General features: G+C 70.4%; 21 protein-coding genes. 11 read left to right on the top strand and 10 right to left on the bottom strand.

The features are described from left to right. The first annotated feature begins 94 nt into the window (after positions 1–94). Both ACMGFG_RS08605 and ACMGFG_RS08600 read left to right on the top strand, forming a co-directional pair. Positions 95–862 (top strand): DUF5806 family protein, encoded by a 768-nt coding sequence (locus ACMGFG_RS08605; RefSeq protein ID WP_436929931.1) that lies wholly within the window; start codon positions 95–97, stop codon positions 860–862. A gap of 33 nt (positions 863–895) precedes the next feature. After that, complete coding sequence (locus ACMGFG_RS08600; RefSeq protein ID WP_436929930.1) at positions 896–1,291, top strand: hypothetical protein; 396 nt, start codon at positions 896–898, stop codon at positions 1,289–1,291. 33 nt (positions 1,292–1,324) lie between these two features. Here ACMGFG_RS08600 and ACMGFG_RS08595 read toward each other — a convergent pair whose 3' ends face one another. Both ACMGFG_RS08595 and ACMGFG_RS08590 read right to left on the bottom strand, forming a co-directional pair. After that, complete coding sequence (locus ACMGFG_RS08595) at positions 1,325–2,737, bottom strand: dihydroorotase (RefSeq protein WP_436929929.1); 1,413 nt, start codon at positions 2,735–2,737, stop codon at positions 1,325–1,327. A 78-nt stretch (positions 2,738–2,815) separates the two neighbouring features. After that, positions 2,816–3,514, bottom strand: coding sequence for a lipoyl protein ligase domain-containing protein (locus tag ACMGFG_RS08590; protein WP_436929928.1), 699 nt, complete (start codon positions 3,512–3,514; stop codon positions 2,816–2,818). Positions 3,515–3,632: 118 nt separating this feature from the next. Between ACMGFG_RS08590 and ACMGFG_RS08585 the strand changes: the two genes are divergently transcribed. From ACMGFG_RS08585 to ACMGFG_RS08575, 3 genes are read left to right on the top strand one after another with little or no spacing between them, the layout of a single operon-like run. Beyond that, the gene (locus ACMGFG_RS08585; protein WP_436929927.1) at positions 3,633–3,896 is read left to right on the top strand and encodes an AbrB/MazE/SpoVT family DNA-binding domain-containing protein; all 264 of its coding nucleotides are present in this window, start codon (positions 3,633–3,635) and stop codon (positions 3,894–3,896) included. Between the two features lie 3 nt (positions 3,897–3,899). After that, a complete protein-coding gene (locus ACMGFG_RS08580; protein WP_436929926.1) occupies positions 3,900–4,292 on the top strand; it encodes a PIN domain-containing protein in 393 nt (130 codons plus the stop codon). Between the two features lie 42 nt (positions 4,293–4,334). After that, a complete protein-coding gene (locus ACMGFG_RS08575) occupies positions 4,335–5,228 on the top strand; it encodes a DUF8155 domain-containing protein (RefSeq protein ID WP_436929925.1) in 894 nt (297 codons plus the stop codon). 25 nt (positions 5,229–5,253) lie between these two features. Here the strand turns inward: ACMGFG_RS08575 and ACMGFG_RS08570 are convergent, their stop codons facing one another. The 3 genes from ACMGFG_RS08570 to ACMGFG_RS08560 form a co-directional block, all read right to left on the bottom strand. Continuing rightward, positions 5,254–5,901 carry a hypothetical protein gene (locus tag ACMGFG_RS08570; protein ID WP_436929924.1) on the bottom strand — a complete coding sequence of 216 codons (648 nt, stop codon included), beginning with the start codon at positions 5,899–5,901 and terminating at the stop codon, positions 5,254–5,256. Between the two features lie 107 nt (positions 5,902–6,008). Further along, positions 6,009–6,545 (bottom strand): GNAT family N-acetyltransferase, encoded by a 537-nt coding sequence (locus ACMGFG_RS08565; protein WP_436929923.1) that lies wholly within the window; start codon positions 6,543–6,545, stop codon positions 6,009–6,011. Continuing rightward, positions 6,546–7,118 (bottom strand): cysteine hydrolase family protein, encoded by a 573-nt coding sequence (locus ACMGFG_RS08560; RefSeq protein WP_436929922.1) that lies wholly within the window; start codon positions 7,116–7,118, stop codon positions 6,546–6,548. A gap of 563 nt (positions 7,119–7,681) precedes the next feature. On the opposite strand from ACMGFG_RS08560, the gene ACMGFG_RS08555 reads away from it, so the two are divergent. Further along, positions 7,682–8,416: a class I SAM-dependent methyltransferase gene (locus ACMGFG_RS08555; RefSeq protein WP_436929921.1), complete on the top strand. Its 735-nt coding sequence runs from the start codon at positions 7,682–7,684 to the stop codon at positions 8,414–8,416. A gap of 72 nt (positions 8,417–8,488) precedes the next feature. Continuing rightward, the gene (locus ACMGFG_RS08550) at positions 8,489–9,751 is read left to right on the top strand and encodes a sulfatase family protein (protein WP_436929920.1); all 1,263 of its coding nucleotides are present in this window, start codon (positions 8,489–8,491) and stop codon (positions 9,749–9,751) included. A gap of 47 nt (positions 9,752–9,798) precedes the next feature. On the opposite strand, the gene ACMGFG_RS08545 is transcribed toward ACMGFG_RS08550, so the two are convergent. Then, complete coding sequence (locus tag ACMGFG_RS08545; protein ID WP_436929919.1) at positions 9,799–11,223, bottom strand: M28 family peptidase; 1,425 nt, start codon at positions 11,221–11,223, stop codon at positions 9,799–9,801. A 118-nt stretch (positions 11,224–11,341) separates the two neighbouring features. Here ACMGFG_RS08545 and pepF point away from each other — a divergent pair, with 118 nt between their 5' ends. Together pepF and ACMGFG_RS08535 are read left to right on the top strand one after the other, a co-directional pair. Next, the gene (pepF, locus tag ACMGFG_RS08540) at positions 11,342–13,132 is read left to right on the top strand and encodes an oligoendopeptidase F (RefSeq protein ID WP_436929918.1); all 1,791 of its coding nucleotides are present in this window, start codon (positions 11,342–11,344) and stop codon (positions 13,130–13,132) included. A gap of 110 nt (positions 13,133–13,242) precedes the next feature. Beyond that, on the top strand, positions 13,243–13,581 hold the full coding sequence (locus ACMGFG_RS08535) for a DUF7968 family protein (RefSeq protein ID WP_436929917.1): 339 nt from the start codon (positions 13,243–13,245) through the stop codon (positions 13,579–13,581). Positions 13,582–13,584: 3 nt separating this feature from the next. Here ACMGFG_RS08535 and ACMGFG_RS08530 read toward each other — a convergent pair whose 3' ends face one another. From ACMGFG_RS08530 to ACMGFG_RS08515, 4 genes are all read right to left on the bottom strand, one after another. Then, positions 13,585–13,911, bottom strand: coding sequence for a type II toxin-antitoxin system PemK/MazF family toxin (locus ACMGFG_RS08530; RefSeq protein ID WP_436929916.1), 327 nt, complete (start codon positions 13,909–13,911; stop codon positions 13,585–13,587). After that, the gene (locus ACMGFG_RS08525) at positions 13,908–14,258 is read right to left on the bottom strand and encodes a MarR family transcriptional regulator (RefSeq protein ID WP_436929915.1); all 351 of its coding nucleotides are present in this window, start codon (positions 14,256–14,258) and stop codon (positions 13,908–13,910) included. The genes ACMGFG_RS08530 and ACMGFG_RS08525 overlap by 4 nt, the downstream gene beginning before the upstream one ends. A gap of 92 nt (positions 14,259–14,350) precedes the next feature. Then, positions 14,351–14,809, bottom strand: coding sequence for a DUF5812 family protein (locus tag ACMGFG_RS08520; protein WP_436929914.1), 459 nt, complete (start codon positions 14,807–14,809; stop codon positions 14,351–14,353). Between the two features lie 83 nt (positions 14,810–14,892). Continuing rightward, positions 14,893–15,465: a DUF8056 family protein gene (locus ACMGFG_RS08515; protein WP_436929913.1), complete on the bottom strand. Its 573-nt coding sequence runs from the start codon at positions 15,463–15,465 to the stop codon at positions 14,893–14,895. A gap of 136 nt (positions 15,466–15,601) precedes the next feature. Between ACMGFG_RS08515 and ACMGFG_RS08510 the strand changes: the two genes are divergently transcribed. Both ACMGFG_RS08510 and ACMGFG_RS08505 read left to right on the top strand, forming a co-directional pair. Next, positions 15,602–16,897, top strand: a complete 1,296-nt coding sequence (locus ACMGFG_RS08510; RefSeq protein ID WP_436929912.1) for a phosphoglucose isomerase-related protein — start codon at positions 15,602–15,604, stop codon at positions 16,895–16,897. Between the two features lie 434 nt (positions 16,898–17,331). Then, positions 17,332–17,524 (top strand): hypothetical protein (locus ACMGFG_RS08505; protein ID WP_436929911.1); only part of this gene is annotated, 193 nt, incomplete at its 3' end.

Below are 17,524 nucleotides of genomic sequence, written 5' to 3'. Positions count from 1 at the left end.
TAACTATTCTTGTACTGGGACCGAGCGGACGGCGCTCGTTCGGTGTGACGACGACGCCGACACGCTTTTTCGGGGCGGCGACACAGAAGGGACCATGACCGACGGACCCGAAGCGGGCGAGGGCGACGGGGGCGACGTGGACGCGGCGTCGACCGAGGGGGACGCCGAATCGCCGGACCGGGCGGCCGACACACAGCCGACCGACGACTCCGAAGCCGACGACGTGAACGCCTCCGGGGGGAGCGACGCCGACGACCCCGTCGACACGCCGGACGCGGGCGACGCCGGACCGGCGGACACGCCCGACCCGGATCTGCCGCCGGACGTGGCCAAGTACGACCGCTTCAAGAAGATCGACGGCGGCACCTACGACCGCGCCAACGACTTCCTCCGCGAGCGCACCTACATCACGGCCCGCGAGTGGGCCATCGCCCGCCTCTGCGCGGACTTCCGCACCGAAACCGGCGTCGAGATGACCAAGATCGGCGAGAACCTCCCCGAACTCGTCCCGTTCATGACCGACACCTACACACCCCAGGCGGTCAATCAGGCCCGAGCCTCCTTCGAGGAGAAGGTCCGCAAGGCCGGCGCGACCTTCCTCTACGGGGCGATGTGCGACTTCTTCACCGCCGAGGAACTGGACGACGTGATGTACGAGGCCACCGAGGTCGCGAAGTTCCTGCTGGAAGTGGAGGGCGTCGAACTCACCGTCGAGGAGGAGCTGGAGGCCGAGGACGAGATCTCCGAGGTGATGCGCGAGGTCCGGGAGCACTCCGCGGCGCTGCGCCACGACGAGGTAGAGTGTCCCGACTGCGGCCACCACTTCGAGGCCACGGCCGCCGACGCCGTCGACGACGACTGAACGTTTTTCACTCGCCCGAACGGACCGCCGGACATGGACGCCGCCCGACGCGTGGTCCTCCTCGAACTCGGGATGGGCCTGCTGTGGCTCGGGTACGGCTTCGGCATGACCGGGTTCGCGGGGCTGCGGAGCGGCTGGTGGCTCGCGGTCCCGGCCGCCGCGGGGACGGTCGCGCTCATGTACGCCGAGGAGCACCGCGTGGCCGACTGGGACCCCTACTACCGCGGCGGACTCGCGATCGCGCTCGTCGTCGGGTTCACCGCCGTCGTCGGCGCCGTGGGCGCGCTGACGGCGCTGTCGGTCGTCGACGCGATCGCGGTCGCGATGACCGGGATCGGCGCCGGCCTGCTCCCCTACCGGTTCGTCTACGGGGTCGTCCGACCGGTACCGGAGTCGCGGCTCGCCGCCGCGCGTGAGCGGGCGTTCTGAGCAGCAGACCGGGGAGAGGGGCGTTCGATTCGTTCAGCGTCCGTCGTCGTCGGGGCGCTCCTCGACGACCTCGGCGGCCAGGTCGGCGATAGACTCGGTCTCGTCGCCGCGCGCGGCCGGGACCCGGTCGTCGTCAGTGGCCTCGCCGGCGCTCCGGACGTTCCGCCCGACGGCGTCGCCGAACGACTCGCTCGACCCGCCGGGGCGGTCGTCGGAGTCGCGCTCGTAGACGACCGACCCCCGCACGAGCGTCAGCTCGGGGAAGACCGCCTCGCGGCCCTCGAAGGGCGTCCAGTCGCACTTCGTGTGCAGCCGGTCGGCGCGGACCGGGTGGGTCTTCCCGGGGTCGACCAGCACGAGGTCGGCGTCCATCCCCTCCGCGACCCGGCCCTTCGACGGCAGGTCGAACACGTCGGCGGGGTTGGCGGCGGTCAGGTCCCGGACGCGCTCGTAGGTCAGGTCGCCGGTCCGGGCGTCGGCCAGCAGGAGCGGGAGGGCAGTCTCGACGCCGGGCACCCCCGACGGAGCGTCCCAGATGTCGGCGTCTTTCTCCGCGGCGGTGTGGGGGGCGTGGTCCGTCGCTATCATATCGACGGTCCCGTCGACGACGCGGTCGTAGACGCGCTGGCGGCGCTTCTCGCGGCGCAGCGGCGGGTTCATCCGCCCGTGGGTACCCAGTTCGCGCAGGTCGTCGCGGGAGAGGTACATGTGGTGGGGCGTGACCTCGCAGGTCATGCCCGTCTCCTTCGCGGTGTCGATGCCCTTGGGGGTGGAGGTGTGTGCGATGTGGATGGTGGTGTCGCGCTCGGCGGCGACCTCGCAGGCCCGCTCGACGGCGGCGCCCTCGGCGCGGGCGGTGCGGTAGGCGCTCCAGGCGTCGGCGTCGTCGCGTTCCTTCGCGGAGACGTTGAACAGGCCCGCGTCCTCGGCGTGGACGGTGACGGTCACGTCGCGGGCGTCGGCCTCGGCGAGCGCGTCGAGGAACAGGGGCTCCTCGATGCCCATGTTGCCGGTCGAGTCGGCGAGGAAGACCTCGCCGAGGGCGAAGAGATCGCGGTCGAGCAGCGAGTCGGGGTCCCAGTCGGCGGTGACGCCGCCGTTGAGGCCGTAGTCGACCAGCGAGTCGGCCGCGCGGTCGGCCTTCTCGTCGAAGGCGGCGCCGTCGACGGTCGGCGGCGAGGTGTTGGGCTGGTCGACGACGGTCGTCACGCCCCCGGCGGCGGCGCTGCGCGAGCCCGTCGTCCAGTCCTCCTTGTGCGAGTCGCCGGGCTCGCGGAAGTGGACGTGCGCGTCGATCATCCCCGGGAGCAGGCGCTTGCCGGTCGCGTCGACCGTCCGCTCGCCCTCCCGGCCGCCCAGGTCCTCCCCGACCGCGGCGACCGTCTCGCCCGACACGCGGACGTCCCGCCGGCGGCCGTCCGCGAGCGTCGCGTTCCGGAACAGCATACCCCACCTCGAACGTCCGGTACCCTAAGTCCCGCGGTTTCCTCCAACTCGCCGGCACGTATTCGACGGGCAGCGGGCTCAGCCGACCCGTTCTATCGACGCCGCGGGCGGATCGCCACCGACCAGCGCCCGCTCGACCGCCCCGACGACCGCGTCCGGGTCGGCCTCGCCCCCCGCCCGCGCGACGCTCCCGACCGCCTCCGCGTCGAAGGGAACGTCCAGCGCCGCGTAGACCGGATCGAGCACCGACGCGATGGCTTCGTGGTCGCGGACGACGAGCACGCCCGCGACGACCGCCGCGTCGGCGCGCACCCGCTGGGCCAGGCCGGCGAGTTTCCGCGCCCGACCGCCGCAGTCGGCCTGGACCGAGTGTGTGCCCGGGCAAAAGGAGTCGGCGGGCTCGCCCTCGCGGGCGTCGAGGCCCAGGGCGTCCAGGGCGTCGAGCAGGTCGGCCGTCGCCGCGTCGTAGCGCTCGGTCAGCCCCGAGCGCGGGTCCGCGACCGGCCGCACCCGCGTGAACGCGGCCGTCGACCCGGTGTAGGCGACGGCGCGGCCGCCCACCTCGCGCTCGACCGCCGGGAAGCCCCGTTCCGCGGCGACCGCGCGGGCCTCGTCGTACCCCTCCGCGCGGGCGTCGCGTCGACCGAACGCGACCTGTCGGTGGGGCCGCCAGACCCGGACCGCGGGTTCGCGGTCGGTGGCGACCCGTTCGGCCAGCCGCTCCGAGACCGCGCGGTCGGCCTCGATACTGTCCGCGCGGCCGCGGTAGACGCGCATACTGTCCTTTCGGGCCGGGAGCCGCAAAACGCTCCCGCTCGGATGCCCCGTTATCCTGTACGGGAAGATACCCAGAATTGTGGGAATATTTTTCTGTAGGCGGGCACGAAATACGTGTATGTCGAAGACCACCGACGAGCGGGGGCGGCTCTACCTCCCGAAAGACGTGCGCGAGCGGTTCGGTGACCGATACCGGATCGTCGAGCTTCCGACCCACGTCGCGCTCTTTCCAGTCGACGACGATCCCCTGTCCGGGCTCAAAGACGCAGTTGGCGATGCGTTCGAGGGTGAGGACGTGGGGACGCTGAAATCCGAGGCCCGGGAGAGTATCGAGCGGACCGTCGAGGAGGAGGCGAACCGGCGCCAACGAGAGGACGAGTGACTCGTGTACGTCGAAACCGACTTTCTCGTCGCGCTCGCGAAGGAGGACGACTGGTTGCACGACCCTGCCGTCGCGGCGCTCGACGAGTACGACGACCTCCACACGTCGATCCTGTCATACGCGGAACTGCTGGTGTTGTTCTACGACCGGGCCGCCGCCGAGTATCGGATAGACCTCCCGCGAGCGGTAACGGATCTGGTGGAACTCGTTCCGATACGACCTCGTGGGCACGAGGATGCCGTGCTGGCCGCCGCAGCGTTCATCGACGAACATCAGTTGACGCCGTTTGACGCGCTCCACGCGGGGTTCGCGGCAGCCGAAGACCACCGCGTGCTGTCGACGGAACTCGACTACGAGACGGTCGGCCTCGACCGCATCCCGCTCGACGAACTGTGAGAAACAGGTGAAACGAATCTACACCGTTGTCGACCGCCACCGATGAACGTCACGCTGTCCGCCGAGTCGCTCGCGCCCTTCCGGCGGGTCACCCTCTACAACTCCCCCTTCGCCGCTCACGACCGCGGCTGCGCCGTCGACCTCTACCCCGGCGACGCCGACGGCGACACGCTCCGGCCGAACCCCGAGGACGGCCCCGCCGTCGACGCGCCCTCGCCCGTGGCCGGCGAGGTGGTCGAGACGCGGACCGTGCGGGCGCCGTCGCAGCCCTACGCGGCCGAGGAGGACCACCTGATACTCGTCGACACCGGCGAGTGCGTCGCCCGACTCCTGCACGTCGAGCCCGCCGTCGGACCCGGCGACCGCGTCGCGGTCGGCGACTCGCTCGGTCGGCTCGTCCGCGCCGGCTTCTTCGCGCCGTGGGTCGCCAACCACCTCCACCTCGGCTTCCGCGAGTACGGCGCGGACTATCACCGCGCCGCGGGGTCGCTACCGCTCGCGGTCGACCCTGACCTCGCCGTGACCGCGCTCGACTGGGACGGCACCGGCCGCGTCGTCGCCGCGGGCGACACCTACGCGGTCCTCGACACCCCCACACATCCCGCGCCCGGCGAGCGCTTCGCCGGGCTCGCCGCGACCGACGCCGCGGGCGACCAGATAGGCGTGCTCGACGGCGGCCTCCCGCACTACGACGGCGGCGGCCTCCTGACTACCGACGCACCCGCCGACGACGGACGCGACGTGTATCTGCTCGGCGAGCGCGTCGGCCGCGCGGACGGGCGGACCGTCGACTGGACCGACCCGACCGTGCTGGCCAACGGCGACCCGGTCACGGGCATCGCGCTCGCGCTCGGTCGCGACGGCGCTGGAGTGAAGCTCGTCGGCGAGTCAATCGACCTACCAGTCGGAACAGAAGTTGCGGTTTCAGTGCGCTGATCCGGAGTCAACCACGAGCCACGTATCACAGCTCGGCTTCGAGCTTCGAGAGGGCGTACGAGAGCATTTCCACGGACGTGCCAGCGAGGGTCCCCGCATAGAAAGCGAGAACCGTGTCGGGTCGCGGTATGAGGTTCTCCCTGCCCGCGAGCCCCGTCGCAGTGAGGAAGCCCCGCAGGTCGTCGTAGTTCCCTGGTGCAAGTGCATACTCTATCCCGACGAACAGGGTGGCGAGAACGACCGCGTTCGCGCCCGCAACCGCGATCACGTATCGCAGAGAGGTGTGTGACCCCCCGAATAGTGCAGTCGCGACCGTATCGACGGAACGAAGCGATACCGCGACGGCTGCGCCGGTCAACAGCGCGATCCGGAGCTGGAACTGTACCGACGAGTATGTCGATCCGTCGACGAATCGAGTGGCGTGATACAGGAGGTCGATCGAGAAGAACAGCACGAAGACGAGAGAGCCGACCACAGTCACGGCAGAGATGGCGAACGCGATCCGCTCGCGTGTCAGTGACGGAGCGACAGCGTGCGAGTCGAACACCGTTCTCTCAGCCCAGTCGACTATCGGAATCACCAGCAGGTACCCGATCACGGCGAGGAGTGAGAACAACAGGGCGGTCAGCGCGGAGGTGAACCCCTCCTCGACGGCGCTGAATATCACTGACATCGGTCCAGTCCGAGGTGTGGTCAGGTCGAGTAATACGTTTTCGAACAGGTCCTCACCCCGTACTGTCCTTCGGGACGGATCGGGGCCGGGAGTCGGACCTGTGAAAGTCAGTCGCGCGAACCCAGTTGCTTCTCGTATCGGATAAGTTCGTACTCGCCCTCGGTTCGGTGGTCAGTCCCCTCGTAGCCGCGGGTCACGTAGAAGCACACCGCGGCGCGCTGTCGCTGTGCAGTCCAGAGGAAGAGTCGGTCGAGACCCCGCTCGCGGGCCGCCTGTTCGAGGCCGGCGACTACGCGGTCGCCGTGGCCCTCGCGCTGGTGGTCCGGGTGGACCGCGACCCGCAGGAGTTCGCCCGCACCCTCGGGGATCTCGTCGCCCTCGACCGCGAGCCCGCCCATCGCGACCACCTCGGCGTCGTCGCCGTCAGTGTCGTCCCCACCGATCTCGACCACCAGAAACTCCCCACCGGAGTCGAGATACGACGACCGCACGTCGTCGAGGTCGTCGGTGTCGGGCACGTCCACGGGGTCTGTCCCCGCGTCGGCGAGCGCGACGCGGTGCAGTCGACGGACTGCCTCCCGGTCCCGCGGTTCGTACCGTCGGACGCTGGCCGACGGCCGCTCGTCGGAGTCGCGGTCCGCCATTCAGACGAACTCGATGTCCGCGAGCGGTGTCACCTCGCCGAACAGGAAGTCGGCGTGTTCTAAGGCGTACTCGCGGTGGTCCTCCTCGATGCAGCCCACCGCGTCCTCCAGGAGGACGGGCCGGTAGTCCCGGAGCCCGGCGCTGGAGGCGGTGTGGAGCACGCAGACGTTCGCCAGCGTCCCACAGATCACCAGGTCGTCGATGTCGTGGGCGTCCAGCCACCCTTCCAGTTGCGTCTCGTAGAAGGCGTCGTAGGTGTGTTTCACCACGACCAGGTCCTCCTCACGGGGGTCGAGTTCCTCGACGATCTCCGCCTCCCAGGAGCCCTCGAGGACGTGCTCGCCCCAGCGGTCGAACTCGTCGTAGTAGTGGGCGTCCTCGAACTGCTCGGGCGGGTGCACGTCCCGGGTCCAGACGACCTCGGCGCCGGCCTCGCGGGCCTTCGACACCGCCTCGCCCACGGGCTCGATGGCCTCCTCGCTCCCCGGTGCGTAGAGGCTGCCGTCGGGGTGACAGAAGCCGTTCTGCATGTCCACCACGACGACCGCCGCGCTGTCGGCGTCGACTCGCATGAGCGGTCGTTGGGACGGGTGAAGCAAAAGCCCTGCTGGGCGGACCGCGATACCGGCCGGACCGCAACCGCGCCCGACTCGTCTGCACTCGACGGTGAGCGGTGAACACTCTCGCCGCGCTCGCTAGCTGTCTCGGTGGCCGCAGTGGACAGCAAGCGATGAAAGCCCTCGCCGCGCTCGCTAGCTGTCTCGGTGGCCGCAGAGGACAGCAAGCGATGAAAGCCCTCGCCGCGCTCGCGGTCGCTGAGCGACATATCCGCGCTCTCGGCACCGCCCGCGCGGATAGGGGTCGCTCAGGCGACTGAACTGCGCGCGAGCCCGCCTCGCCCTTTCAGTCCGCCAGGAACCGCAACCGCACCGCGACCGCAACAGCACCGCAGACGGCCACGAGCCTCCCCAGCCGATTCGCGACACGCGAGTCGCGAATCCCTCGCGCGATTACTGTCGCGAGACGAGACTCGCGACAGCGCGCGCCGGGCGTCCAACTCCCGGGCTCGAAACGCCGTGGGACGATCCCGCAGGCCGACACAAGACCTATCGGAACCGGCCGAAACAGACGGGGTATGACGGAGGAAGTGCGCGAGTGGTGGGAGCTGACGGCTCGCTGGTTTCAGGACGATGTCGACCTCGACGTGGGGATCAACTGGACCGGCGTGGGGGTCGACGACGACCTGCGGCTCCTGCTGGACGTGGCCGGCAAGGACGTGCTGGAACTCGGCTGCGGGGGCGGACAGTGCTCGGTCGCGCTGGCCGAACGGGGCGCGAACGTGACCGGCATCGACCTCTCGGCGGAACAGCTCGAGTTCGCCCGCGAGCTGGCCGCCGAGCGCGACGCCGACGTGGAGTTCCTCCAGGGCGACGTGACCGACCTCCCGTTCGCCGGCGACGGCTTCGACGTGGCGTTCAACGCCTACGTGTTCCAGTGGGTCGACGACCTCGCCGCCTGCTTCCGGGAGACCCACCGCGTGCTCCGCGAGGGCGGTCGGTTCGTCTTCTCGATGCCCCATCCCGTCTACGAGTTGGCCGACCCCGAGAGCCACGAAATCGAGGCGAGCTACTTCGACACGGGGCGGCAGGTCACGCCCCAGGACGACCTGGAGACCGACATGGTGACCTACCGCCACCGGGTCGCCGACGTACACAACGCGCTCGTGGGGGCGGGGTTTCGGGTCGAGCGAATGCTCGAACCCGGCTCTCCCGACCCGGACGACTACGAGGAGGGGCCGTGGGGCGAGCGCAGGCCCGAGTTGCTGGCGAAGTTGCCGTCCACACTGGTCTTCGAGGCGCGGGCGGAGTGACCGAGGACCAGCCGCGAGTACGTCGCTCGCCCGGAGCGTAGCTTTTTCACCCGGGGGCGAAACTGCCGAGTCGTGCCACCGGACACTACGGACCCGCCGAACGTCGTGCTCGTCTTCGCGGACGACCAGGGGTTCGGCGACATCGGCTGTTTCGGCTCGCCGTACATCGAGACGCCGCACCTCGACGGCATGGCGGCCGACGGCGCGAAGTTCACGAGCTTCTACGCGGGCGCCCCCATCTGCACGCCGTCGCGGGCGTCGCTGATGACCGGGTGCTACCCCGCCCGGGTGGGGCTGGAGGAGTGGGTGCTGTTCCCCGGCGACGACGAGGGGCTCCACCCCGACGAGGTGACGATCCCCGAGGTGCTCGCGGCGGCGGGCTACACGTCGACCTGTCTCGGCAAGTGGCACCTCGGCGACCGCGAGCCGTTCCTGCCGACGAACCACGGGTTCGACGAGTACTTCGGCGTGCCCTACTCCAACGACATGGGCGCCGCCCACACCGAGGGGAAGTACCGCGAACTCCCGCTGATGCGGGACACGGAGGTGGTCGAGGCGCCCGTCGACCAGTCGACGCTCACGCGCCGGTACACCGAGGAGGCCGTCGAGTTCATCGAGGACAACCGCGACGGCCCCTTCTTCTGCTATCTCGCCCACACCATGCCCCACGTCCCACTGCACGCCTCCGAGGGGTTCGACGGCGCCTCCAGACGCGGCGACTACGGCGACGCCATCGAGGAGATCGACTGGAGCGTCGGGCGGATCCTGGAGACGCTCGACCGGCTGGGCATCGACGACGAGACGCTCGTGATCTACACCTCGGACAACGGGCCCTGGCTGGAGGAGGGGGTCGACGGCGGGAGCCCCGGCCACCTCTCGGGCGGCAAGTTCTCCGTCGAGGAGGGCGGCCCGCGCGTCCCAGCCATCGCACGCTGGCCGGGGACGATCCCCGCCGGGAGCGTCTGCAGTGAACTCGTGACGACGATGGACCTCCTGCCGACGCTAGCGAACCTGGCCGGCGTCGACCCGCCCGCCGACCGTGTTATCGACGGCGCGGACGCGACCGACCTCCTGACCGACCCCGAGTCGGCGGACTCGCCGCGCGACAGCTACATCTACCAGACCGGCGGCGGCGACTTCGGCGCGGTCCGCGACGCAGACGGCTGGAAACTCCACCTCGACTCCGAGGAGCTCTATCACCTCCACACCGATGTCGAGGAGCGGTTCGACGTGGCCGACGAGAACCAGGGGATCGCCGACCGCCTCCGCGAGACTGCGAGTGACCTCGCGACGGACCTCGACGAGAACGCCCGTCCGGTCGGGCGCGTCGACTGAGCCGCGCTCGTCGGTAGCGGGGGTCCCCGCGGCCACCGGACCGACGTTCACGCCCACTCGTCGGGCCAGATGTCGGCGGCGCGCATCCCCTCGTCGGCGCCGTACTCTTCGAGGGCGTCGCGGACCGCCCCGGGGTCGAGCCGCGGCAGGTCGCTGGCGGCGACCGCGCGGACGAACAGGGCGACCAGCATCGCGTGCTCGCGGAGCGTCCGCCGGTCGGCCTTGTCGCGGGTGTCGGCGCGGGTGTGGGTCCAGCCGCGGTCCCACGGCCCCGCCGAGTCGGGGTTGCTGCTGTGCAACTGCAGCGCCGGGACGCCCGCGCGGAGGAACGGCCAGTGGTCGCTGTAAGGATGGGGTCGCTCCTGCACGTCGAGGGGGTGACCGACCGCGTCGGCGACGCCCCCGGCGAGGTCGCCCATCGCCTCCGAACCGTGGACCAGCGCCGTCAGGTCGCGGTACCGGCCGGCGCCGTCGACGTTGACCACCGCGTGGACGCCGTCGAGGTCGAGGCGGTCGGCGAGCGCGTCGCTGCCCACCAGTCCGAGCTCCTCGCAGCTGACGCCCGCGAGGCGGACTGGCCGGTCGAGATCCATCGCAGTCAGGATCCGGGCCGCGGCGGCCAGGGTCGCGATCCCGCAGCCGTTGTCCAGCGCCCCCTCGCCCACGTCGTGGGCGTCGAAGTGCGCCACGACGACCACCTCGCGGTCGCGCTCGTCCGCCGCTCGCTCGCCGCGGTCGTCGGAGTCCGCCTCCGGTTCCGTCCCCGGTCCGACCCGGCCGACGACGTTGCGGCTCGTGCCGGGTTCGGTCTCGGCGTCGACGCGCAGGTGCGCCCGGGCGCCCTCGCTCGCGTAGTCGCGGAGCCACTCGCCGGTTTCCTTGCTCACGCCGAGGCCCGGGATCGCGGCCTCGGCGTCGAACCGGAGGGAGCCGGTCGGCGGGAGCTGGCCGGGGACGTGGTTGGTGAAGACGAACGCCTCGGCGCCCGCCGCGGCGGCGTGGCCCACCTTCTCGGCGCGGTGGTAGGGGCGGCCGAAGTCCGGCGGCGTCGCGGTGCGCGTGACGGCGACCGCGCCCGACACGTCGGCGGCGTCCAGTTCCGCCGGCGTGCCGTAGCCCACGTCCACGAGCGGGGCCTCGCACTCGTGGGCGGGCGAGTAGGGGAGCGCGACGGCCTCGAACGACCGCTCGACGCCCCGGTCGGGCACGCTCACGGCGAGGTCGGTCGTCCCGCGGGTCCAGCGGCTCACGTCGAACGGCTGTTCGCTGACCGCGCGGACGCCCGCCGACTCGAAGGCGTCGGCGACGAGTTCGGCCGCGCGGCGGTCGCCGGGGTGGCCGCCCAGCCGGTCGTCGAGCTCGGTCAGCCGCGTCAACAGCTCCCACGAGTCGTCGGCGAGCCAGGCGCGCCCCAGCGGTGCGGCCGCCGGGTCGTCGCCGGCGAGCGACCCGCCGGCGTCGAATCCGTCCATACCGTCCCTGGCGTCGCCGGCGATAAAAGCGTGGGCTGTCCGCCGCTCTCGGCGTCCACCGTTCGCCGGCCCTTCCGGCATCGAACGGCTTACGGCGCGACGGCGCCAACTCCGTGCCATGAGTTCCGTGCCCGAGCGCGGCGACATCGACGAGGAGTACAAGTGGGAGCTCGAATCCCTCTACGCTGACGACGAGGAGTGGGAGGCCGCCTTCGAGTCCGTCCAGGAGCGACTCGACGACCTGCGCGCCTTCGAGGGGCGGGCGACCGACGACCCCGAGACCCTGGGGGACTGCCTGGAGACCTACGAGTCGATCATGCGCGAGGTGGCGAACGTCTCCGCCTACGCCCGGATGCGCAGCGACGAGGACACCGCCGACAGCCACTACCAGGCGCTGTCCTCCCGGGCCCAGTCGCTGTCCTCGGAGGCCTCCTCGGCCGCCAGCTTCCTCGAACCCGAGATCCAGAGTCTGGACCGCGAGACTGTCGAGCAGTACATCGAGAAGAATCCCGACCTGGCGGTCTACGAGCACTACTTCGACGACGTGCTACGGATGAAACCGCACACCCGCTCGGCCGAGGTGGAGAACCTGCTCGCGGACCTGGGCGAGGTGCTGGGCTCGACCGGCGAGGTGTACAACATGCTCGTCAACGCCGACGTGGAGTTCCCCACCGTCGAGGACCCCGACGGCGAGCCCCGGCGGATCACCCTCAACAACTTCACGACGCTGCAGGAGAACCCCGACCGCGACTTTCGCCGCGACGTGTACGAGACGTTTTACGACGAGTGGGAGGAGTACCGCAACTCCGTCGCCGCCGCCTACCGGAACAGCGTCAAGACGGACGTGAAACTGGCCCGGGCGCGCAACTACGACACCGCCCGCGAGGCCGCCCTCGACGGCCCCAACGTCCCCGTGGAGGTGTACGACACGCTCGTCGACACCGTCGACGACAACCTCGACGTGTTGCAGCGCCACGCCGACCTCAAGCGCCGCTCCATCGGTGCGGACGAACTCAAGATGTGGGACCTGTACGTCCCGATGGTCGAGGGCGAGAGCCCCGACGTGGAGTACGACCAGGCCCGCGAGTGGGTGACGGGGGCGGTGGAACCGCTCGGCGAGGAGTACCAGGAGTGGCTCGCCGAGGGACTCGACTCCCGGTGGGTCGATGTGTACGAGACCGAGAACAAGCAGTCGGGCGCCTACTCCGGTGGGACCTACGACTCCCAGCCGTTCATCCTGATGAACTACCAGGACGACGTGGCCTCGATGTACACGCTCGCCCACGAACTCGGCCACTCGCTGCACTCCGAGTACACCAGCGAACACCAGCCGTACGTCTACAGCTCCTACGAGATCTTCGTCGCCGAGGTGGCGAGCACGGTCAACGAGACGCTCCTCACGCACCACCTGCTCGACGTGGTCGACGACGAGCGGCTGCGCCGGCACGTCCTCAACCAGTACCTCGAACGATTTAGATCGACGCTGTTCCGCCAGACGATGTTCGCGGAGTTCGAACACGAGACCCACCGGCTCGAAGAGGAGGGCGAGGCGCTGACCGCCGACCGGCTGGACGAACTGTACGGCGACCTCAAGGGGAAGTACTACGCTGACGCCGATGTGGACGACCGCATCGCCCGCGAGTGGATGCGGATCCCGCACTTCTACCGGGCGTTCTACGTCTACCAGTACGCGACCGGCATCTCCGCCGCCGTCGCGCTCGCACAGGGCATCCTGGAGGAGGGCGAGCCGGCCGCCGAGCGCTACCGGGAGTTCCTCGCCAGCGGCTCACGGGAGTACCCGCTCGAACTGCTGGACTCGGCCGGCGTCGACATGACGAGTTCCGACCCGATCCAGTCGGCCATCGACACCTACGACGAGTTCCTGGACGAGTTCGAGGACCTGATCTGAGGTTCGCAGCCGTCGCCGCAACAGTTCGCTCCGACTCTCGACGCCCCCGTCTCGACTCGAACGCGGCGACCGACGGAACCACTTTCCGCGTCACGACCCAACTGGGATCGATGAGTCGACAGGACCAGCAACCGACCGAAAACGCAGCGACGAAGGTGGTGCTCTCCTACCCCTCGGACCTCAGTACGTGGGGCCGGGACAAGCTCGACGGGTCGCCGTTCCGCGCGTACCTGCGGAAGACGCTCGGGCGCGTCGAGGAAGGGGGGACGACCGAGCAGTTCGCCGGCGTCGGCTGTTGCGGCGACACGTTAGACGTGCCGTTACGAGTCGAGTCGGTCGAGGGGGGCGATACCGTCGACGACTCGACGACCATCGAGTACGAAGTCCGTGATTCCTGCGAGGTAGAGGGCGGCTGGCGCGTCCAGAGCGCGAGCGGCCCGACGGAGTAGCCCTCAGCGGAGATACGTCGTCAGCGCCTCGACGGCGTCGTCGACGGTCGGCGACCGGAGTCGGCCGAACCGCTCGCCGACATCGCTCTCGCCGGGGGACGCGACTCCCCACGGGACGACGGAACTGTCGTCCGGAACCCCGCCCTCGACGAAATCACCATCGGAGAGCGGGATCGTCCCGTCGAACCAGGTGCGGGTAGTGAGCATCAGCGCGACGTACTGCTGGCCGTGAAAGGGATGGTCGTCGGTGTTGACCACCACGAACGGGCGTGTCTCGTTGTCGTCGAACGGGTCGCTGACCGCGACTACGTCGCCGCGTTCGAGCGTCATTCCCCGTCGTCGCTCCGTTCGGCCGCCTCGCGCCACTCGTCCATGTCCTCGGTCCCGAGCCGGTCGTTGAGTGCGGCCAGCGAGTCGCTCGTCGCGCTCGCCTCGCGGAGCCGTTCCGGGTCGCCGACCGCCCAGTAGGGTCGCTTGTGTCGCACGAGGTCACGCGACTTCAGCCGATGCAGCACGGAACTCACGGTGTCCGCGTCGATGCCGGTCTCGGCGGCGATCTCGCCACGCCGGAACGCCTTGTCGTCGTTCGCGGCGAGAAACCCCAGGATTCGAGTCGCGTGGGTCTCCTCGCTCCCGAACTCCCCCTCGCGCTCGAACCGCTCGATGTCGATCGGCACGTCTGTCTGTTTGTCTGACTGCCGTTTGAATGTTTGCTCGTTTGTCGCGAGCGGCGACTGGCCGTGAGAGGGAGCGCTGTAGAAATCCGGACTCAGGGCAGGTAGCGGACGCTCACGACGCCGGGTTCCGAGCGGATCTCGACGCGTTCGACGCCGAGGCGGGCGGCGCGTTCGACGGTCGCCTCGTCGTCGCGCACGTCCGCGACGGCGCCCTCGGTCGACTCCTCGGGGACCGTGAGGACGTGGACTTCCCCCGTCCCCGCGCGCTCGTGGGTGGTCACCTCGCCGACGGGCTGGTCGGCGGCGGTCTCGCGGGCGCGCTGGGTGGGCGGTTCGTCGTGTTCCTCGACGGAGACGGTGAACTGCCGCTCGATCTCCTCGACGGTCCAGACCACGTCCATCGGTGGCTCGGGCGCGAGCGTCCCCTCGACGGCGACGCCGACCTCCAGGTCGGGATTGCTCCCGAGCGTGTGGATCTGCCCGTCGCTCACGTCGCGCAACACCGCCGACTCGGGGTCGGCCTCCGTGACGACGAACGTCCCGGTCTTCATGGGCGTGCGTAGCCGGTCCGGGCTTTTCCCCGTTTCGACGGCGACTCGCGCCGACGGCCCCTCGTCCGTTCGGGCCGCGCCGGTCACCCGAGCTGTCGATGTGTGAGGTAGATCAGTAGCGCCGCGGCGACCGGCGGGACGACCGCCGCCTCGTTCGGTAGCCCGTAGAGGAACTCGGCGACCGCGCCGAGGGCGCCGCCGGGGTCCTCCTGCAGGTCTGCCGGCGTCGTGATCACGAGGGCGACGTACATCGCCAGGAGGAACCCGTAGCCCGTCGCGGCCATCCCCCGGTCGTAGCGGGTGTCCGACCCGGTCCGGCGGTGGCGGCGGGCGACGAACAGCACCGGGGCCACCAGCGGCGCGACGACCAGCAGCATGAGAAACAGGAAGAAGGCCCGGGAGAAGGTGAAGGATCCGCCGGGCGCCTCGGCGGTCGCGCCCAGCAGCGTCACGACCGCGAACGTGAACAGCAGGACGATCCCGGCGCCGAACAGCGCGCTGGTGCCTGCGTAGATCCGGAACGCCAGCGAGTCGCTCGCACGGATGGCGTAGGGGTAGGCCGTGAGGATCCCCTTGTACGTCTCCGCGGCGCCCTCGTCGCTCGACGCCGACGCGACCTCCCCGTCCGCACCGACCTCGTCCGTGGCGTCGCTCATCTACGGGGCGTTCGGTTCGGCCGGGAATAAACCACCCGTTCGACGGTCAGGGCCGTCCGGGAGCGGTCCGGGCTCGCGTCGTGACGGCCGGCCCGACCCGAAAAGGACTATCCCATCTCCGGGCGACCACCCGCGTATGCGAGTCGACATCGGGAACGCGCTGGCGAGCGAGGCCGACCCCGGGATCGACCGGGCGGCCCTCGACGACCTCGACGAGCGCGTCGCCGACGCCCACGACCGGATCGCCCGCGGGATGGCCGACGACGAGTTCGGCTACGCCGCCCTCAACCTCCCCGAACGCGCCGACGCGGCCGAGATCGAGGCCGCCGTCGACGGCTTCGACCCCGAGGCCGTCCTCACCGTCGGCATCGGCGGGTCGGCGCTGGGCGCAGTCACGATCACCGAGGCGCTGGCCGGCGACTCGCCGGTCGACCACTACGCGCTGGACAACGTTGACCCGGCCCACGTGGACCGACTCCTCGACGACCTGCCCCTCGCTGAGACGGTCGTCCACGTGGTCTCGCGGTCGGGCACCACCGCCGAGACACTGGCGAACTTCCTGGTGGTCCGCGAGGCGATGGAATCGGCGGGCGTCGACTGGACCGAACGGACGGTCGTGACGACCGGCGAGTCCGGCCCGCTCCGCGAGCTGGCCGAGCGCGAGGACCTCCCCGCGCTGGACGTGCCCGAGGGCGTCCCCGGCCGGTTCTCCGCGCTCTCGACGGTCGGACTGGTGCCCGCCGCGATCATGGGTGTCGACCTGGAGGGACTGCTCGCCGGCGGCCGCGCGGGCGCCGACGCGCTCGCGGAGTCCCTCTTCGAGTGCCCGGCCTACGCCTACGGCGCGGTCGCCTACGCGCTGGACGAGCGCGGCGCGAGCGTCAACGCGATGATGCCCTACGTCGAGGGGCTGGAGTCGTTCGCGGAGTGGTTCGCCCAGCTGTGGGCCGAGAGTCTCGGGAAAGAGGGTGGGGGCCAGACCCCAGCCCGCGCGCTCGGCGCGACCGACCAGCACTCCCAGTTGCAGCTCTACCGGGCGGGGCCACGCGACAAGCTCGTCACCGTCGTCCGCCCGCGCGAGCGACCCGACTGCCCGATCCCCGAGACGGACGTAGAAGACCTGGCGTACCTCGGTGGGCAGGACCTTGGCACGCTGCTGGACGCGGAGTTCGAGGCGACCGAGGCGAGCCTCGCCGCCGCCGAGCGCCCCTCGGTGCGAGTCGAGATCGACGCGATGGACGCCGCGAGCGTCGGACGCCTCCTCTTCGACATGGAGGCCGCCTGCGTGCTGGCCGGCGAACTGTACGGCGTCGAGACGTTCACCCAGCCCGCGGTCGAGTGGGGCAAGAAGGCCGCCCGCGGCCTGCTCGGCGGCGGCGACTTCGCAGAGGCCGACGCGGTGGCCGAGAAGACGGAACTCGTGGTCGAGTAGCCGGCGAGCGAAGGAGTCTCGACCAGCGTCACCGCTGGCGTGCAGGGGAGACGGTTGCGGCGAGTGGTTGCGGTGAGCGGTTGCGGTGAGCGGTTGCGGTGAGCGGTTGCGGTGAGCGGTTGCGGTGAGCGGTTGCGGTGAGCGGTTGCGGTGAGCGGTTGCGGTGAGCGGTTGCGGTGAGCGGTTGCGGTGCGGTTGGCGTGCGCTGTCGAGCGTGCCCGCCCTCTGGCGGGCCGCTCGAAACAGTCGCGCGAGGGATTCGCGACTCGCGTGTCGCGAATCGGTTGGGGAGGCTCGTGGCTGTCTACGGTTGCTGTCCGGGGCGGGTGCGGCGCGGTAGCGGTCCTGGCGGACTGAAAGGGCGAGGCGCGCTCGCGCGCAGTTCAGTCGTCTGAGCGACCCTTATCCGCGCGGGCGGTGCGGAGAGCGCGGATATGTCGCTCAGCGACCGCGAGCGGGCCGAGGGCTTTCAGCACTCGCTGTCGAGTGCGGTCGATCCAACTCCGAGCGAGCGGGCCGAGGGCTTTCAGCACTCGCTGTCGAGTGCGGTCGATCCAACTCCGAGCGAGCGGGCCGAGGGCTTTCAGCACTCGCTGTCGAGTGCGGTCGATCCAACTCCGAGCGAGC

Origin of the sequence: Halosimplex halobium (assembly GCF_051414055.1) — an archaeon.
GTDB lineage: Archaea > Halobacteriota > Halobacteria > Halobacteriales > Haloarculaceae > Halosimplex > Halosimplex halobium.
Note: the sequence above shows the minus strand (reverse complement) of the source record. Positions and strands in the feature narration are given on the sequence as shown.

Bases quoted from the DNA above. Each gene is read 5' to 3' on its own strand.
- ACMGFG_RS08575 (WP_436929925.1), top strand. From the start codon at position 4,335: ATGAACGTCACGCTGTCCGCCGAGTCGCTCGCGCCCTTCCGGCGGGTC.
- ACMGFG_RS08535 (WP_436929917.1), top strand. From the start codon at position 13,243: ATGAGTCGACAGGACCAGCAACCGACCGAAAACGCAGCGACGAAGGTG.
- ACMGFG_RS08545 (WP_436929919.1), bottom strand. From the start codon at position 11,223: ATGGACGGATTCGACGCCGGCGGGTCGCTCGCCGGCGACGACCCGGCG.
- ACMGFG_RS08560 (WP_436929922.1), bottom strand. From the start codon at position 7,118: ATGCGAGTCGACGCCGACAGCGCGGCGGTCGTCGTGGTGGACATGCAG.
- ACMGFG_RS08585 (WP_436929927.1), top strand. From the start codon at position 3,633: ATGTCGAAGACCACCGACGAGCGGGGGCGGCTCTACCTCCCGAAAGAC.
- ACMGFG_RS08515 (WP_436929913.1), bottom strand. From the start codon at position 15,465: ATGAGCGACGCCACGGACGAGGTCGGTGCGGACGGGGAGGTCGCGTCG.
- ACMGFG_RS08600 (WP_436929930.1), top strand. From the start codon at position 896: ATGGACGCCGCCCGACGCGTGGTCCTCCTCGAACTCGGGATGGGCCTG.
- pepF (WP_436929918.1), top strand. From the start codon at position 11,342: ATGAGTTCCGTGCCCGAGCGCGGCGACATCGACGAGGAGTACAAGTGG.
- ACMGFG_RS08565 (WP_436929923.1), bottom strand. From the start codon at position 6,545: ATGGCGGACCGCGACTCCGACGAGCGGCCGTCGGCCAGCGTCCGACGG.
- ACMGFG_RS08520 (WP_436929914.1), bottom strand. From the start codon at position 14,809: ATGAAGACCGGGACGTTCGTCGTCACGGAGGCCGACCCCGAGTCGGCG.
- ACMGFG_RS08570 (WP_436929924.1), bottom strand. From the start codon at position 5,901: ATGTCAGTGATATTCAGCGCCGTCGAGGAGGGGTTCACCTCCGCGCTG.
- ACMGFG_RS08530 (WP_436929916.1), bottom strand. From the start codon at position 13,911: ATGACGCTCGAACGCGGCGACGTAGTCGCGGTCAGCGACCCGTTCGAC.
- ACMGFG_RS08605 (WP_436929931.1), top strand. From the start codon at position 95: ATGACCGACGGACCCGAAGCGGGCGAGGGCGACGGGGGCGACGTGGAC.
- ACMGFG_RS08590 (WP_436929928.1), bottom strand. From the start codon at position 3,514: ATGCGCGTCTACCGCGGCCGCGCGGACAGTATCGAGGCCGACCGCGCG.
- ACMGFG_RS08595 (WP_436929929.1), bottom strand. From the start codon at position 2,737: ATGCTGTTCCGGAACGCGACGCTCGCGGACGGCCGCCGGCGGGACGTC.
- ACMGFG_RS08510 (WP_436929912.1), top strand. From the start codon at position 15,602: ATGCGAGTCGACATCGGGAACGCGCTGGCGAGCGAGGCCGACCCCGGG.
- ACMGFG_RS08555 (WP_436929921.1), top strand. From the start codon at position 7,682: ATGACGGAGGAAGTGCGCGAGTGGTGGGAGCTGACGGCTCGCTGGTTT.